Annotated in this window: 17 protein-coding genes; 11 read left to right on the forward strand and 6 right to left on the reverse strand. The window is 60.4% G+C overall.

What is annotated here, in order from left to right; all coding sequences use genetic code 11:
- Positions 1–160 precede the first annotated feature (160 nt).
- Entirely contained in the window at positions 161–859 is a 699-nt protein-coding gene (locus AAZU54_RS16205; protein WP_434727392.1) for a hypothetical protein, read from the reverse strand.
- 1,054 nt (positions 860–1,913) lie between these two features.
- On the opposite strand from AAZU54_RS16205, the gene AAZU54_RS16210 reads away from it, so the two are divergent.
- Positions 1,914–2,246, forward strand: a complete 333-nt coding sequence (locus tag AAZU54_RS16210; RefSeq protein ID WP_434727393.1) for a hypothetical protein — start codon at positions 1,914–1,916, stop codon at positions 2,244–2,246.
- Between the two features lie 5 nt (positions 2,247–2,251).
- Here the strand turns inward: AAZU54_RS16210 and AAZU54_RS16215 are convergent, their stop codons facing one another.
- From AAZU54_RS16215 to AAZU54_RS16230, 4 genes are all read right to left on the reverse strand, one after another.
- Positions 2,252–2,452, reverse strand: a complete 201-nt coding sequence (locus tag AAZU54_RS16215; protein ID WP_434727394.1) for an AbrB/MazE/SpoVT family DNA-binding domain-containing protein — start codon at positions 2,450–2,452, stop codon at positions 2,252–2,254.
- 14 nt (positions 2,453–2,466) lie between these two features.
- Positions 2,467–3,255 carry an SIR2 family NAD-dependent protein deacylase gene (locus AAZU54_RS16220; protein WP_434727395.1) on the reverse strand — a complete coding sequence of 263 codons (789 nt, stop codon included), beginning with the start codon at positions 3,253–3,255 and terminating at the stop codon, positions 2,467–2,469.
- A 24-nt stretch (positions 3,256–3,279) separates the two neighbouring features.
- On the reverse strand, positions 3,280–3,591 hold the full coding sequence (locus AAZU54_RS16225) for a hypothetical protein (RefSeq protein WP_434727396.1): 312 nt from the start codon (positions 3,589–3,591) through the stop codon (positions 3,280–3,282).
- A gap of 383 nt (positions 3,592–3,974) precedes the next feature.
- Entirely contained in the window at positions 3,975–4,658 is a 684-nt protein-coding gene (locus AAZU54_RS16230) for a glycosyltransferase family 25 protein (RefSeq protein WP_392463680.1), read from the reverse strand.
- 319 nt (positions 4,659–4,977) lie between these two features.
- On the opposite strand from AAZU54_RS16230, the gene AAZU54_RS16235 reads away from it, so the two are divergent.
- Positions 4,978–5,439: an Lrp/AsnC family transcriptional regulator gene (locus AAZU54_RS16235; RefSeq protein ID WP_186552697.1), complete on the forward strand. Its 462-nt coding sequence runs from the start codon at positions 4,978–4,980 to the stop codon at positions 5,437–5,439.
- A gap of 17 nt (positions 5,440–5,456) precedes the next feature.
- Here AAZU54_RS16235 and AAZU54_RS16240 read toward each other — a convergent pair whose 3' ends face one another.
- Positions 5,457–5,747: a DUF3077 domain-containing protein gene (locus AAZU54_RS16240; protein ID WP_186552698.1), complete on the reverse strand. Its 291-nt coding sequence runs from the start codon at positions 5,745–5,747 to the stop codon at positions 5,457–5,459.
- 710 nt (positions 5,748–6,457) lie between these two features.
- Here AAZU54_RS16240 and AAZU54_RS16245 point away from each other — a divergent pair.
- The 9 genes from AAZU54_RS16245 (at position 6,458) to AAZU54_RS16285 (ending at position 16,596) form a co-directional block, all read left to right on the forward strand.
- Positions 6,458–8,140 carry a flavin monoamine oxidase family protein gene (locus AAZU54_RS16245; protein WP_186552699.1) on the forward strand — a complete coding sequence of 561 codons (1,683 nt, stop codon included), beginning with the start codon at positions 6,458–6,460 and terminating at the stop codon, positions 8,138–8,140.
- 14 nt (positions 8,141–8,154) lie between these two features.
- Entirely contained in the window at positions 8,155–8,952 is a 798-nt protein-coding gene (locus tag AAZU54_RS16250) for a carbon-nitrogen hydrolase family protein (RefSeq protein ID WP_434727397.1), read from the forward strand.
- A gap of 119 nt (positions 8,953–9,071) precedes the next feature.
- Positions 9,072–11,387: a pyrroloquinoline quinone biosynthesis protein PqqF gene (pqqF, locus tag AAZU54_RS16255; protein ID WP_434727398.1), complete on the forward strand. Its 2,316-nt coding sequence runs from the start codon at positions 9,072–9,074 to the stop codon at positions 11,385–11,387.
- 169 nt (positions 11,388–11,556) lie between these two features.
- Complete coding sequence (pqqA, locus tag AAZU54_RS16260) at positions 11,557–11,628, forward strand: pyrroloquinoline quinone precursor peptide PqqA (protein ID WP_003243383.1); 72 nt, start codon at positions 11,557–11,559, stop codon at positions 11,626–11,628.
- An 89-nt stretch (positions 11,629–11,717) separates the two neighbouring features.
- On the forward strand, positions 11,718–12,629 hold the full coding sequence (pqqB, locus tag AAZU54_RS16265; protein WP_434727399.1) for a pyrroloquinoline quinone biosynthesis protein PqqB: 912 nt from the start codon (positions 11,718–11,720) through the stop codon (positions 12,627–12,629).
- Positions 12,630–12,638: 9 nt separating this feature from the next.
- Complete coding sequence (pqqC, locus tag AAZU54_RS16270; RefSeq protein ID WP_186552703.1) at positions 12,639–13,394, forward strand: pyrroloquinoline-quinone synthase PqqC; 756 nt, start codon at positions 12,639–12,641, stop codon at positions 13,392–13,394.
- Entirely contained in the window at positions 13,391–13,666 is a 276-nt protein-coding gene (gene pqqD, locus AAZU54_RS16275) for a pyrroloquinoline quinone biosynthesis peptide chaperone PqqD (RefSeq protein WP_186552704.1), read from the forward strand. Before pqqC ends, pqqD begins: the two co-directional genes overlap by 4 nt.
- Positions 13,638–14,798, forward strand: a complete 1,161-nt coding sequence (pqqE, locus tag AAZU54_RS16280) for a pyrroloquinoline quinone biosynthesis protein PqqE (RefSeq protein ID WP_186552705.1) — start codon at positions 13,638–13,640, stop codon at positions 14,796–14,798. The genes pqqD and pqqE overlap by 29 nt, the downstream gene beginning before the upstream one ends.
- Positions 14,764–16,596 (forward strand): prolyl oligopeptidase family serine peptidase, encoded by a 1,833-nt coding sequence (locus AAZU54_RS16285; RefSeq protein WP_434727400.1) that lies wholly within the window; start codon positions 14,764–14,766, stop codon positions 16,594–16,596. The genes pqqE and AAZU54_RS16285 overlap by 35 nt, the downstream gene beginning before the upstream one ends.

Raw genomic sequence — 16,596 nt, forward strand, 5'->3', positions numbered from 1 at the left:
TGTTCCAGGCACCCTATATCAGCAGAGCGGGAATCTGCCGTGTCGTATTAAGGGTTATGACCGGGTCAGTCTAGGTGATACGAACTCACACGGACCTGTGGGTCCGGCCCGTCAGCGATGGGGTCAGGGCGACCTGCCCCCTGCTCACGCAACCCGGCAATCAAACCGTCGACGGAGCTTGTGCCACCGGCACATCAATTTGAGGTGAATCGACTACCGGGGGAGTTCCCAACAAAGAACCCAGCCCGGGATAGGAGTAGGCCCAGTTCTTCTTGGCGCCCAAGATGCCCATGATCGTCAATACAATCAACGCAATCAGGACAATCGAGTGGGCTATGACCACAGCAAAATAGCCGGTCATAGACAGTACAAGAAGGTCGGCGAGAAAGATAACGTTGAAAAACGCCTGTAGAGTGAATGCTTGCTTGCAAGCCCATACTTTCTTTGGGTCTTTAGCATTGAGCGCCCAGCGAATAGCAATAGCTACGGTGCCTATGGGGATGAGGGGATAGAAAAAACTCATCAAGCCAAGCAAGCCAAGCAAGTGAGTACCAACTGCATGATCCCACTTGCCTAGCTTGCCAAGAAGCCAGGCAGCGCCGCCGATGATCAGTACCGAACCCACGTAACCAGCTACGGCAACAAAAAGGTGGCCGAGGATGTGATCGCCGAAATCGTACCAGAAATGTTGGCTCGAACCATGGGCTTCAACCAGCACTGCCGCGAGGATGGAAGTGAGCAGCCCCCCAAGTATGATGCCTACACGCCCACCCGTAGATTTAACGAAGTGCAGTGCTATCAGGACGATGAGTGCGATTACGCCTGCGCACAACAGGGTAATAATTCCATATGGTGGCATAACAGTTCCAAACTATTAGTGAGAGTATGAAGGCTGGTGAGGCTAGCTCTGGCGCATTCGCTCCGTGCCCGCAAATGACTCGCCTTTCATCGTCAGTTGGAGTGAGGAGGTTACGTTTTCCCAGTGTCCTGTGAGTGGGCAAGAGGAACCGAAGTGCCAAAACAAAGGCGTCATTTTGCCATCATTGACTCGTGGTCGCCATTGATCTCCCTAACTATCCACTCCGCGCGAACCGAATCCGGCCACAGCAGCGGTAGCGGCATCCAGTCGACACTGGACACGGTTGATGGCAACACTGGACATCGTTGCGCCAGGCTGCAGGCCTACCTGAACGACCTGGGCTTTGAAAGGTTTCGGATAAGAGCTTCGTTGGCGCATGGAGATCCTGGCGATAAGGGTGATCGCGTCCGCTTAAAAATACGCGGACACCACCGTCCTTAAAGAGGGAGTTCGGAAGGTGAGTTCACCGGACGCTTACCTTTTTTGCACCGTTAAGCTGGCTATGGTGCAAACGGATAGTGATTTTGCCTCATTGCTGCAACCAGTGCTTTTAGGGTGCCCCATTGGGAAATGACAGGGGGATTTTGGGCAGTTTAGAGGTGGCTTATGGGTAGGTTCCAAGCACCCCTGTATCAATAGAGCGAGAATCTATTACGCTCTGGGAGGGGTCATGATCGGGCTAATTCAGGCATTTTTGAGGGCTACAGGGGGTGTTTGGGGTGATGTAGGGGTGCTTTGCGGGAATTAGAGGTGTGTTCGAAACCCCTGCTTGGGTCAAAAACAGCAAAAATGGTCCCCGAAGCTTGGAAATGTCTTAAGTAACGTCGCCCCAAGCATGGAATGGCTATTGGCCACCTGGATCCCGGTCTCAGTAGCTGCCGCTTTGAGGGATAGGCTCATCGATATGCAGAGAAGCTTCGATCGTGGTTGGTAGCCGCCCACTCATCCCATAACACCTGCGACCAGTGGCGCTGGCACTACTGCCCGGGTGTACTTTTCTTGATAGAGGGACCTGCGGGCTACCCTCAATTTAAAGTCCACGGAAGGAGGAGTTATGCCAACGATCTCCTTGGAAGGATTCACTCATGCTGCCTGCAGGGCCGATTTTGAGCGAAATCAAGAATGGCCCGACACACCTGAGAATCGTCGCTTGCTGGCCGGCTATGAGACCGCATCCAGAAATTCGTCGATGTATGCCAGAGCAGCGCTGAAGGCCGAAAGGGAGGAATCACCCAACACTCATAAGTGTAAAGCCCAGGCCGCATACTGGGAAACGGTGGCTGAGACGCTCGAAGCGGTGCTGAGTATGGTGATCTCGGGGGGAGATGAGGAAATTGCGCTTTCAGATCCCTGGTATTACGGAGGGCCGATATCCACTCAACAATAACAGCGTCATCCTTTCTTATGAGACGGGCCAGCAGCAGCTCGAATCGGTCTCAGCTCTATCGCGCCATTAACCAGCTCGACACTCAGCAAATCACCAAGCCCCACGTTCAGGGCTATTAGAACATCTTGGGGAAGGTCAATAATAAGGTCGCCGCTGCCATCACCCGGATCCTGGCACTTCACAGTCGTGCGCACTGGCTTGCTCATGGGCATTTCTCCGATTAGGTAAACCCGTCAGGCGGCAATGGAGCACCAACCCCTAACGCTCGAAGCAAGGCGGGTAATAACACCCCGGCGGCTCCAGTCAGCATTATTTCGTCTGCCGCGTCCAATCCAACGTCTTCAAGATTTACATGGATCACGGTAGCCCCGGCAGCGAGGGCCATGTTCGGAATATCAGCAGCCGGCATGACGACGCCGGAGGTACCAACTGAAATCAGCAAGTCACAGTTTTTCACGAGTCGTACCGCTGACCGCCACGCGCCCTCCGGTAGCTTCTCCCGGAACCAGACCAGTCCAGGACGAAGTTTTCCATTGCATCGGACACAACGAGGCGGCTCGATCAATTGTCCTTCTTCAGGAATCCCCAGCTGGGCTGGCGTTAGCTTCCCGGGTCGGTGGCAGGCGAAGCACTTGACGTCCATCAGACTGCCATGAAGATGAACAACCTGACTGGAGCCAGAGCGTTCATGCAAGTCATCAATGTTCTGGGTGACGACGGATACCTCCCACCCGGCATTGCTTAGCAGGGGAATGGCAAGATGGGCCGCATTGGGTTTTGCTTGTCCAACCTGGTGTCGTCGCCATAGATACCAGCTCCATATGAGAGCTGGGTTTTCTCGAAAGGCAGCCGCTGTTTCGAGACGCTCAGGGTCGTGCTTTGTCCAAAGTCCCGTCAATTTGTCGCGGAACGTAGGTATTCCGCTTTCTGCGGAGATGCCGGCACCCGTGAAAAAAACAACCTTCTTGGACGCGCGCAAGGCTTCGGTAGCTCTCTGCATATTGCTCATCTGCGCACCTTGCTTCCACTGGAATCACTCGCTTCCAAGCGTCGGTTTTGAATAGAGGTACTCGTAGGGAGAAAATCGCCCAGCAGCGCCGAATAAGAGACTGGCAGTGAAAAGCTCCATAAACTCTATGGCTTCCTTTTGAGCATAACGCTCGTAATAAGCACGCTGTGTTAGAGGCACCCTAGCGCGATTCTCGAGGCATACCCTGACCATCTGGGCCAGGATGTAGCCGCGAACGTCATATCGGGCGTCCACTGCTTTGAGCACTGTTGCAAAGCATGAGTGGTACACGAGCCTCGGGCCATCAGGAATTCCAGGTGTCTGTCGGTCTGTCATTTTCAGCTCCTGAAATGTCCTTCAGCGGTACGTTACGTTTGGAGGTAGCTGCAGGCAAGCCCGCTTGATCGCCAGACACCTACACGTTAAAGGTACGTTGGCGGTACAGTCCCCAGCCTTACCTAATTTGCCTAACCTAGCAAAAACTCCGTATTAACAAGGGCTTAGCCCTGTTGTACCCTGACAGTCCCTAGCCTAGACTTATAAGGCCTCGGGGTGTCATTCTGTGACTCATAATCCTTTGGTCCACGGTTCGAGTCCGTGTGGGCCCACCAAACAAACGACAAAGCCGCGCATTTGCGCGGCTTTATCGTATTTGCTGTTCAAGAGCCTCGCGTGAGCCGAATAACGCATCTAATCGGCTCACGGCACCAGCGCCTACGTTAAAGATCGCGCAACAACAGCGTCTTGCCAAAGTTGCGCAGTGCTTGGCTGTACTGGCGGCGCCAGTTATCCCGCCAGTACGCCGCATCGGGGTATTTCCCATCCAGACAGCGCACCGCAATGATGTCGCTGGAGGCGATTTCTTCAGGCTGCTGCTGGCTGAGCATGGGGAAGGCCATATAGGCTTTGAAGCGTTTGGACAGCACCCGGTCGATAGCGACGTTATTGAACGGCGCCTCTTCAAGCAGACGCTGGCAGCCACGGGCAGAGAGGATGTAGGCGTGGGTGCCCCTGGCGCGTACGCGGGCTATGCCGCGGGTCCAGGTTAGCCAGACCTTGCCCAGGTTGGCGCCGAGGTAGAACAGCTCAGGGTCGCGGCGCTGGAAAAACCTGTTGATCTGCTCGACCTGGATCGGGTCGAAGGTAAGCAGGGTGGCGTCGTCTTCAAGAATCAGGATGCGCCGGTAGCCGCGGTCGAGCGCCGCTCTGGCGCATTTCATGTGAGAGTCGAAACAGCCGCGCTCGGGGCTGTATTGGTCGCGATCCACCAGCATGAACTCGATATCCAGCCCACTTGCAGCAAACTCTCGTTGCAATAACTCGCGACGGTCGCTGCGTTCCTTGAGGCTGATGCAGAAAACGCCGTCGATCTGCAGACGGCTCAGGTCCTTGTGTTTGGTCATCCCTTCCATCTCTCGAACAGGTGAATCTTCACCGACGCTAAGGCGCCTCGGGCCACGGTTTGCTCCAGCCGACCTGCTCACTTTATTGCTTAACTTCAGGCCTGCCGTTGTCGTTCTACTCCATCTGTGACGCCTGCAACATTGCGACGATTTCCCTGGCAAAGACCTGCGTGGCAAACAGGCCTACTCCCTGAGCTTAGACCTGAAACCATCTTTGCTCGTTGGATAGGCCAACCCATGCGCAATAAGCGCTGTTCAACCGCCTTGCTCTAGGTGCAAAGGGCTGACTAGTCTATGGCCTTCTGAACAGAGAGCCGTCATGCCAGACTCCCGTCAAATCGCCCTCGATGAAATCGACCGCCAGCTCATCGCGCTACTACAAATCAACGCCCGTGAAAGCGTCGCCACCCTCGCTCGCCACCTGGGCATTGCCCGCACCACGGTCAATTCGCGCCTGGCGCGACTGGAGAAGAGCAAGGTTATAACCGGTTATGGCGTGCGCTTGGGCCAGCGCCTGATAGGCGGTGGTCTGCAGGCCTATGTCGGGATCAAGGTGCAGCCGCGATCGGGCAAGGATGTGGTGCGGCGCATGAGCGCCATGGGCCAGGTGCAGCAACTTTGCGCGGTGAGCGGCGAGTTCGACTATGTGGCGTGGCTGCACAGCGATTCTCCCGAGCAACTGGACCAACTGCTCGATCAGATCGGCAGCCTTGAGGGCGTGGAGAAAACCACCACCTCGATCATCCTCAGCAGCAAAGTGGACCGCGGGCAGCCGGGCTGACTAATTGCGCCTGGGCATCAACGCTCCATCGCGTCGAGCACCGCGTCAGTCAGGGCTTTGATCGCCTCGGCCGAATGATGGATCGTCCAGATCAGGCCGCTGTGTGATTCCGAAGCATGGTGTTGGGCGTAATCATCGGCGATCTGGCGGATACCGTTGGCCAACAGACTGGCGTGGACCAAGGCGTCAGCGGCGTCGATACCCGAGCTTACGTGGAACACTGGCGGATGGCTGGATTCGCAGGTGCTGAAAGGTTGTTCGGTGGTCGGGTTGAGTTTGAGGGGTGGATCGGGAACGATCTTTTTCACAGGGTTAGCCTCCATAGCCGATTCAAGGAGACCACTACCCATCCCTTCTCACGGAAATGGGTGGCAGCCGTACACGGGGTGAGAACCGGCGTTCGTAGAGGCCAATGACTCCGGCCAGGCAAAGCCTGCCCATGCACAGCTGCCATAACAGCATGCCTCTACGAATAACCGACGGGTTCTCACGCCCGATCACCGATATACGGCGATCCCGTGAAGGTAGCGATGAACTATTTCCCGCACAGCCAGACCGAGGCGATAGCGCGCGTAGGATACGTCCTGACATTTTTGTGGTCTGTAGGAGGCTTCCTAGCTAAGTGCGGTTCTCCACATAGGCACGGCTGCCCCAGGAAATTTTTCGAAGCCATTTTGACGTTACGCGTCATTGGCACAGGTGATTAACATTGCCGACCTCTGCACACGAGGTTGTAGCAATGAAACGAGATATTTTCACTGAACTGCACGAAGGAATCGCAGCTTTAGCAGAAATGCGAATCGCAAAGAGCAAGCTGCCCCCCAGAGGTAAACCCTCCAACCAAAGACCATCACCCACATTCGTCATTAAAACCAAATCGGCGTCTAAATGACGACCTATCGATCATATCGACATCATGTTGAGTCTTAATTACGAACTACCTCCCCTCTAAAATCACCTCCAGGCATTTCCTATACTCAGGCTCCGCCCCTCGCGCAGCCCCTGGCAAGGTCATCACATGAACAACAACAATCGCCACCCCGCCGACGGTAAAAAGCCGATCACCATCTTCGGCCCGGACTTCCCTTTTGCCTTCGATGATTGGCTGGAACACCCGGCTGGCCTGGGTAGCATCCCGGCCGCGCGTCATGGTGAAGAAGTGGCGATCGTGGGCGCCGGCATCGCCGGGCTGGTGGCGGCCTACGAGCTGATGAAGCTGGGCCTCAAACCGGTGGTCTACGAGGCGTCGAAGATGGGTGGGCGGCTGCGCTCGCAGGCCTTCAACGGCACCGACGGGATCATCGCCGAGCTGGGCGGAATGCGCTTTCCGGTATCGTCCACGGCGTTCTACCACTACGTCGACAAGCTGGGCCTGGAAACCAAACCCTTCCCCAACCCGCTCACCCCTGCCTCACGCAGCACGGTAATCGATCTGGAAGGCCAGACCTACTACGCGGAAAAAGCCGCCGACTTGCCGGCCCTGTTCCAGGAAGTTGCCGATGCCTGGGCCGACGCCCTGGAAAGCGGTGCGCGCTTCGGTGACATCCAGCAGGCCATCCGTGACCGCGACGTGCCTCGCTTGAAAGAACTGTGGAACACCCTGGTGCCGCTGTGGGACGACCGCACTTTCTACGACTTCGTCGCCACCTCCAAAGCCTTCGCCAAACTGAGTTTCCAGCACCGCGAAGTGTTCGGCCAGGTGGGCTTCGGCACCGGTGGTTGGGACTCGGACTTCCCCAACTCGATGCTGGAAATCTTCCGTGTGGTGATGACCAATTGCGACGACCACCAACACCTGGTGGTCGGCGGCGTCGAGCAAGTGCCGCAGGGCATCTGGCGCCATGTGCCGGAGCGTTGTGCGCACTGGCCTGAAGGTACCAGCCTGAGCTCGCTGCACGGCGGTGCACCGCGCACCGGCGTCAAGCGCATTGCCCGCGCCAGCGACGGCCGCCTGGCAGTCACCGACAACTGGGGCGACTGCCGCCATTACGCGGCGGTGCTGACGACCTGCCAGAGTTGGCTGCTGACCACCCAGATCGACTGTGAAGAGTCGTTGTTCTCGCAGAAGATGTGGATGGCCCTGGACCGCACCCGCTACATGCAGTCGTCGAAAACCTTCGTCATGGTCGACCGGCCGTTCTGGAAAGACAAAGACCCAGAAACCGGTCGCGACCTGATGAGCATGACCCTCACCGACCGGCTGACCCGTGGTACCTACCTGTTCGATAACGGCGACGATAAACCAGGGGTGATCTGCCTGTCCTATGCGTGGATGAGCGATGCGCTGAAGATGCTCCCGCACCCGGTGGAAAAACGCGTGCAACTGGCACTCGATGCATTGAAAAAGATCTACCCGAAAACCGATATCGCTGGGCATATCATCGGCGACCCTATCACCATTTCCTGGGAAGCCGACCCGCACTTCCTCGGTGCGTTCAAAGGCGCGCTGCCGGGCCACTATCGCTACAACCAGCGGATGTACGCGCACTTCATGCAGGCGCAGATGCCAGTCGAGCAGCGTGGCATTTTCATTGCCGGCGACGACGTGTCGTGGACCCCGGCCTGGGTGGAAGGCGCGGTGCAGACCTCGCTCAATGCCGTGTGGGGTATCATGAATCACTTTGGTGGCAAGACCCACGCGGACAACCCCGGCCCTGGCGACGTGTTCGATGAAATCGGGCCGATCGCCCTGGCCGACTGAGACAAGGAGGCAGCATGCGCATCGCTCTGTTCCAGGGGCCTCCCAGACCACTGGACGTGCCCGGCAACCTACAGCGCCTGCAACACCAGGCGCAACTGGCAGCAGCTCGCGGCGCGCAGTTGCTGGTGTGCCCGGAGATGTTCCTGACCGGCTACAACATCGGCAGCGAGCACGTCGAACGCCTGGCTGAGGCCGATGACGGCCCATCGGCCATGGCCGTGGTCGAGATCGCCCAGGCCCATCGCATCGCCATCGCCTATGGCTACCCAGAGCGCGGCGAAGACGGCGCGATCTACAACAGCGTGCAGTTGATCAACGCCCATGGCAGCAGCCTGTGCAACTACCGCAAGACTCACCTGTTCGGTGAGCTGGATCGGACCATGTTCAGCCCCGGTGCGGATCATTTTCCGGTGGTCGAGCTCGACGGCTGGAAGATCGGCATGCTGATCTGCTACGACATCGAGTTTCCGGAGAATGCCCGGCGCTTGGCGCTCGAAGGCGCCGAATTGATCCTGGTGCCGACAGCCAACATGACGCCTTACGATTTCGTCTGCCAGGTGACCGTGCGTTCGCGTGCGCAGGAGAACCAGTGCTATCTGGTGTACGCCAACTACTGCGGTGCCGAGGATGAAATCCACTACTGTGGACAGAGCAGCATCATTGGCCCCGATGGCAGCTTGCTGGCGATGGCCGGGCGCGATGAGTGCCAGCTGCTGGCGGATCTGGAGCGCGAGCGAGTGGTGCAGGGACGCGAGGCGTTTCCCTACCTGACAGAGTTGCGTCGGGAGTTGCATCTGCCTCGACAGGGCTGAATGGGAAATCACCCTGCCCATCGCAGGCTGCGCCAGCTCCCACAGGGCCTCGCTCCCGGCCCTCTGCTGATCAATGACATGGATATGCGCTAGCATGATGCTTCGCCACCGGAGCCCTCATGCCTGACGCCACCCGCCACCTCAACCTCACCAACGGCCTGCAGCTGACCCTGCGCCACGCCCCGCGCCTCAAGCGCGCGGCCGCTGCGGTGCGGGTGCATGCGGGCAGCCATGACGCACCTTCACGATGGCCTGGTTTGGCGCACTTTCTCGAACACTTGTTCTTCCTCGGCACCGCCCGCTTTGCGCTGCAAGACGGCTTGATGCGCTACGTTCAGAGTGTCAGCGGCCAGGTCAACGCCAGTACCCGCGAGCGCACTACCGACTTCTTCTTCGAGGTGCCGCCCGCTGCACTGTCTGGCGGCCTGGAGCGTCTGTGCCAGATGCTGGCCGAGCCCGACCTGAGCATTGATCGCCAGCGCCGTGAGCGCGAGGTGATCCATGCCGAGTTCATTGCCTGGTCACGCAACCCTGAAGCTCAGCAGCAATTCGCCCTGCTCCAGGCAGTGTCTGCGCAGCATCCCCTTAGTGGTTTCCACGCAGGCAACCGGCATAGCCTGGCCTTGCAGGATCCGGCCTTTCAGCAGGCACTCAGCGATTTTCACGCGACCTTCTATCAGGCTGGCCAGATTGTCTTGAGCCTGAGCGGCCCGCAGCCGCTGGATGAGCTGGAAGCGCTCGGCCGGCAGTTCGGCAGCATATTTGCCAGCGGCCAGCGGGTCGCCCAAGCCCTGCCGCCACCCTTGCTCAATGGGCCTCTGCGACAGCCGCGTGCCAGCTCAGGCCAAATGGACCTGCTGTTTGCTCACCAGAATCTGCCTGTAGGCGCGGAACCCGCACTTGAGCTATTACTCGCCTGCCTGAGCGATAGTCGGGAGGGCGGCTGGCTAGCGCAGCTGCGTAAGCGCGGCTGGTTACAGGCATGCAAAGTCGACACCCTGCACGCCTTCGCCGGTCAATTGCTCTGGCATGTGCGTCTGCACCTAAGCGAGGACGCGGATCAGGATGAGGTGCGAGCCTTACTCAATGGCTGGTTGAAGTTCATCCGCGAAGCAGACACGCAGCCATTGAATGAAGCATTCACTGACTTGCAACGCAGCCGAGAACAAGCCGCCGGTGCCCTGGAACTGGCACGCCGAGACAGCACCGGCCGCGCTTTCCAGGCACTCGATGGGCAAGGCCTGAAAGCCTTCGCCGCACTACTCGATAGCCTGCCCTTGCACAGCCACGCAGACTGGCAACTGCCGGGCGCCGATCCACTCCTGCAAGACGAACTTCCCGCCGCCAGCGCGCCTCTGCCTGAAGGCCTGAGCGTCAGTGACAGTCTGCCAAGCGATCGCCAATTCGCAGCGCTGTACCTGCGCTGGCAGATCGTCTCGCCGTTGCGAACACGCTTGCATGCAGTACTCGAACACGCCTTGCGGCCTTTGACGGAACGCGCCGAGCGCGCATCTGTGCAGCTGGATTTCAGCGTCAGTCAACGCTACTGGCAACTGCGCTGCGCCGGGCTGCCAGCGGCGGTGATTAGAACCGTTGGCGAGGCGTTGCAGGTGTTGCACCGCCCACCTCAAAGCAGCTGGCAAGCGCCAGGCCCGGATGAGCCCGCCTTGATACCGATCAGGGCCCTGCTCAAGCGACTGCCTGATGCCTTGACGCTAGCGCAGCCGGAGCCGATACCCGCCTGTGCACCGAATCAGGCCATGCTCGAACAGATTTGGCATTCGGCGCAGTGGCAGGGTTTGGCAGTAGGGTTTGGCGTTGTTGAGCAGGCGGCCTTGGGCGCGGTGTTGCAGCACACATCCTGGGGCCGCCCTGCGTCCGCGCCTACCGGAGGCGTGCGTGGCCGGCGTTGGGTGCCGGTCGAGGTTGCCGGGACTGAACACGCATTGCTGCTGTTCTGCCCGTTGCCCGCTGCCTTGCAAGGTGTTGGACGACTGCTTGGGCAATTGCTGCAAGGCCCGGTGTACCAGCGTCTGCGCGTCGAGTTGCAGCTGGGTTATGCCGTATTCAGTGCCTTTCGTCAGATCGATGGGGTCGGCGGGCTGCTGTTCGGCGTGCAATCGCCCCACGCCAAGCCAACGCAGATACTCGAGCACCTGCTAGCACTGCTGAATCAAGAGGTGAAGCTCGATGGCCCTGCGCAGCAGGCCCTGGCCGACAGTTTCGCAGAAACTGCCATGCCCAACGCCGATGTCGCGCACTGGGCATGGCAGACCTATCTGGCGACAGAAGCGCACGAGCTTTGTGCAATCCGCAGGTCTATTCTCAGCACCACTCAAGCGCAACTGGATGAGTTGCGCCAAGCGCTACTTGCGGCCGAGCACGGCTGGTTGTGCCTGGCCAACGCTGCGGCGCCGAGCGCGCAGTGGCACTAAGTGCAGGTCGATTGTTACCTGAGGTGCAAGGGCGCTTTTCAAAGAATTAACCTTTCGGTACAAATTTTTCTTGTAAGATAGCGCAATCCCAGCCAATGGAACCTCCTGCGCAAGGCGGCACCAAATAAGTAGCTGACAACCCCCAGACCCATCCGGAAGGAGTAATCCCATGTGGACCAAACCTGCTTACACTGACCTGCGTATCGGCTTCGAAGTGACCATGTACTTCGCCAACCGCTAAGCCCTGCTTGCGGTTCGACGCCTCGGTCCGCCGGGGCGTTCGCGTTTTTTCACTACAGGTTTTTCCGCTAGTTCGGATAGAGAGCAGCCATGTACATCCAGATTCTCGGCTCCGCCGCCGGTGGCGGATTCCCCCAGTGGAACTGCAACTGCGTCAACTGCAAGGGTTTTCGTGACGGCTCGTTGCGTGCCACGGCGCGCACCCAGTCATCGATTGCCCTGTCCGATGACGGCGAGCACTGGATCCTGTGCAACGCCTCGCCGGACATCCGTGCCCAGTTGCAAGCCTTCGCCCCGATGCAACCGGCGCGCGCCCTGCGCGACACCGGGATCAACGCGATCGTCCTGCTCGACAGCCAGATCGACCACACCACCGGCCTGCTCAGCCTGCGCGAAGGTTGCCCGCATCAGGTCTGGTGCACCGACATGGTCCACCAGGACCTGACCACCGGCTTCCCGCTGTTCAACATGCTCAGCCACTGGAACGGCGGCCTGGTGTGGAACCGCATCGAGCTCGAAGGCAGCTTCGTCATCGACGCCTGCCCCAACCTCAAGTTCACCCCGTTCCCGCTACGCAGCGCCGCCCCGCCCTACTCGCCGCACCGCTTCGACCCGCACCCAGGCGACAACCTCGGCCTGCTGGTCGAAGACCTGCGCACCGGCGGCAAGCTGTTCTACGCCCCGGGGCTGGGCCAGGTCGACGCCAAGCTGCTGGAGATGATGCACGGCGCCGACTGCCTGCTGGTCGACGGCACGCTGTGGGAGGATGATGAAATGCAGCGCCGCGGTGTCGGCACGCGCACCGGTCGCGAGATGGGCCACCTGGCGCAAAACGGCCCCGGCGGCATGCTCGAGGTGCTCGATGACTTCGCCCGCCAGCGCAAGGTACTTATCCACATCAACAACACCAACCCGATTCTCGATGAAAACTCGCCCGAGCGGGCCGAGGTGGTCCGCCGGGGCGTGGAAGTCGCCTTCGACGGCATGAGCATCGAGCTGTAGGAGGCCCTGATGAGCGACGCAACGCCGATGTCCCCTGCCGAGTTCGAGCAGGCCCTGCGCGCCAAGGGCGCCTTCTACCACATTCATCACCCCTACCACGTGGCGATGTATGAAGGCCGCGCCAGCCGCGAGCAGATCCAGGGCTGGGTGGCCAATCGCTTCTACTACCAGGTCAACATCCCGATGAAGGATGCGGCGATCCTGGCCAACTGCCCAGACCGCGAAGTACGCCGCGAGTGGATCCAGCGCCTGCTCGACCACGACGGCGCCCCGGGTGAAGACGGTGGCATCGAGGCCTGGCTGCGACTAGGCCAGGCAGTCGGGCTCGACCCAGATCAGTTGCGCTCCCAGGAGCTGGTGCTGCCGGGCGTGCGCTTCGCCGTCGACGCCTATGTCAACTTTGCCCGCCGCGCCAGCTGGCAGGAAGCGGCCAGCAGCTCGCTGACCGAGCTGTTCGCCCCGCAGATCCACCAGTCACGGCTGGACAGCTGGCCACAGCACTACCCGTGGATCGATCCTGCCGGCTACGAGTACTTCCGCACGCGCCTGGGCCAGGCGCGCCGCGATGTCGAGCACGGCTTGGCGATCACCTTGCAGCACTACACCACCCGCGAGGGTCAGGAGCGCATGCTGGAGATCCTGCAGTTCAAGCTGGATATCCTCTGGAGCATGCTCGATGCCATGAGCATGGCCTACGAACTGCACCGTCCGCCTTATCACTCCGTCACCCGCGAGCGGGTCTGGCACAAGGGGATTGCCCTATGAGCTTCAATCGCCAACTGGTTCCCAACTGGCGCCCTGGCTATCGTTATCAGTACGAGCCGGCGCAAAAAGGCCATGTCCTGCTATACCCCGAGGGCATGATCAAGCTCAACGAAAGCGCCGCGCTGATCGGCGGGCTGATCGATGGCCAGCGGGATGTGGCGGCGATCATCGCCGAGCTTTCGCAGCAGTTCCCCGACGTGCCCGAAGTCGCCGATGACATCGAGCAGTTCATGGAGGTGGCCCGTGCCGAACACTGGATCGTCCTCGCCTGAGGTGCCGGCGAAACCGCCCGTCGGCTTGCCGCTGTGGCTGCTGGCCGAGCTGACCTACCGCTGCCCGCTGCAATGCCCGTACTGCTCCAACCCCCTGGACTTCGCTGCCCAAGGCCAGGAGCTGAGCACCGAGCAGTGGTTCAAGGTGATGGCCGAGGCGCGCGAAATGGGCGCCGCTCAGCTGGGCTTTTCCGGCGGTGAGCCGCTGGTGCGCCAGGATCTGGCCGAACTGATCGGCGAGGCGCGGCGCCTGGGCTACTACACCAACCTGATCACCTCCGGCATCGGCCTGACCGAGCAGCGCATCGCTGACTTCAAGAAAGCCGGGCTGGACCATATCCAGATCAGTTTCCAGGCCAGCGACGAACAGGTGAACAACCTGCTCGCCGGCTCGAAGAAGGCCTTCGCGCAAAAGCTGGAGATGGCCCGGGCAGTCAAAGCCCACGGCTACCCGATGGTGCTCAACTTCGTCACCCATCGGCATAACATCGACAAGATCGACCGCATCATCGAGCTGTGCATCGCCCTGGAGGCCGACTTCGTCGAGCTCGCCACCTGCCAGTTCTACGGCTGGGCCCACCTCAACCGGGTTGGCCTGCTGCCAACGCGCGCGCAGCTGGAGCGGGCCGAGCGCATCACCAATCAATACCGCGACCAGCTCAAGGCTGCCGGCAACCCGTGCAAGCTGATCTTCGTCACCCCCGATTACTACGAAGAACGCCCCAAGGGCTGCATGAACGGCTGGGGGAGCATCTTCCTCACCGTCACCCCGGACGGCACCGCCCTGCCCTGTCACGGCGCGCGCCAATTGCCGGTGCAGTTCCCCAACGTGCGCGATCATGACCTCAGGCACATCTGGTACGACTCGTTCGGTTTCAACCGCTTTCGCGGCTACGACTGGATGCCCGAACCGTGCCGCTCGTGCGATGAAAAGGAAAAGGACTTCGGCGGCTGCCGCTGCCAAGCCTTCATGCTCACAGGGGATGCCAGCAACGCCGACCCGGTGTGCGCCAAGTCGCCTGATCACGGCATCATCCTCAAGGCACGCGAAGACGCCGAGCACGCCCAATTGGCCATTGAAGAGCTGACTTTCCGCAATGAGCGCAACTCACGTGTCATCGTCCGCGGCTGACTTCAGCGCCGCCCAGGCCGTAGCGGCCGGTACCGATTTCGCTGACCTCAAGGTCGGCGCCGCTGGTTTGTTCTGGAACGAGTTTCGCCCCGCCGATGGCGCGTGCCGGCTATGGCACTGGCGCAATCAACAGGCCCACTGCCTGACTCCAGAGGGTTTCAGCGTGCGCAGCCGGGTCTACGAGTACGGCGGCGGCAGCTTCTGCCTGGGTGGCGATGGGCTGGTGTTCGTCAACGAGGCCGATCAACAGGTCTATACCCAGGCGCTCGATGGCTCGGCGCCCAGAGCACTCACTCAAGCGGCTGACCGTCGCTATGGTGATGTGCTGTGGCGCGATGATCGCCTGCTGGCAGTAGAGGAGTTGCATGCCGCAAGCGTCGAGCATCGCCTGGTCAGCCTCGAAGGCGAAGACCGCGAAGTGTTGGCAGAAGGCGCCGACTTCTACGCCTCGCCGACCTTGAGCGACGACGGCCAGCGCCTGGCCTGGATTGAATGGGATCGCCCCGCGCAGCCCTGGACCCGCACCCGGCTTATGTGCCGTGAGCGCGAGAGCCTGGGCGGCTGGGGTCCGTCGCGTTGCGTAGCCGGTGATGGCGACCAGGACCAGTCACTGCAGCAACCGCGCTTCGATGGGCAAGGCCGGCTCTATTGCCTGTGCGATCGTAATGGTTTCTGGCAACCCTGGGCTGAGCTCGACGGCCAATGGCAAGCCTTGCCCGCCAAGGCTGCCGACCACGCCGCCGCGCCCTGGCAACTGGGCGCCAGCACCTGGATAGCGCTCGGTCCTGAGGCCTACCTGGCTACCTGGTTCGAGGAAGGCTTCGGTCACCTTGGGTTGCGCACAGAGGGCCATCAGGTACAGCGCTACGCCAGCGACTACACACGCTTTCGCAGCCTGGCGATGGATGAGAATTATCTTTATGCCATCGCGGCATCGCCAATCAGCCCGCCTGCGGTCATCGCGATCGAGCGGGCTAGCCAACAGATTCGCGTTCTGGCCGGTGGCGGCCTACCCCTGCCCGCCGAGCGGGTCAGCCGTCCTCAGCCAATCCGCTATCCCAGTGGCGATGGCCAGGCCCATGGATTTTTCTATCCCGCCATGCGTGGCCAAGGCGCCGCGCCGCTGGTGCTGTTCATCCACGGCGGCCCAACCTCAGCGTGCTACCCCGTGCTGGATGCGCGCATCCAGTACTGGACCCAGCGCGGCTTTGCCGTGGCCGACCTCAACTATCGCGGTAGCAGTGGCTATGGGCGGGCGTATCGCCAGGCGCTGCACCTGCGCTGGGGCGAGATCGATGTGGAGGATGCCTGTGCTGCGGTGGCGCACCTTGCAGGGCTGGGCCTGATCGATCCGCACAAGGCGTTCATTCGTGGCGGCAGCGCCGGGGGCTACACGACCTTGTGCGCCCTGGCCTTCCACGATGTATTCCGCGCCGGTGCCAGCCTGTACGGGGTCAGCGATCCGCTGGCATTGGGGCGGGCGACACACAAGTTCGAAGGAGATTATCTGGACTGGCTGATTGGTAACCCTGAGGTCGATGCCGAGCGCTACCGGCAACGCACGCCTTTGTTGCATGCCGATCAGATCAAAGCGCCGGTGATCTTCTTCCAGGGCGAGCTGGATGCGGTCGTGGTGCCCGCCCAAACCCGGGATATGTTGACGGCGCTCAAGGCCAATGGGGTTGAGGCTCAAGGGCATTTTTATGCTGGGGAGCGGCATGGGTTCCGTAAGGCCGAGAACCTGGCGCATGCCTTGGAAGAGGAGTGGAGGTTTTATTGCCGGGTGTTGGGCTGGTAG

The organism is Pseudomonas sp. Je.1.5.c, assembly GCF_051129895.1.
Classification (GTDB): domain Bacteria; phylum Pseudomonadota; class Gammaproteobacteria; order Pseudomonadales; family Pseudomonadaceae; genus Aquipseudomonas; species Aquipseudomonas urmiensis.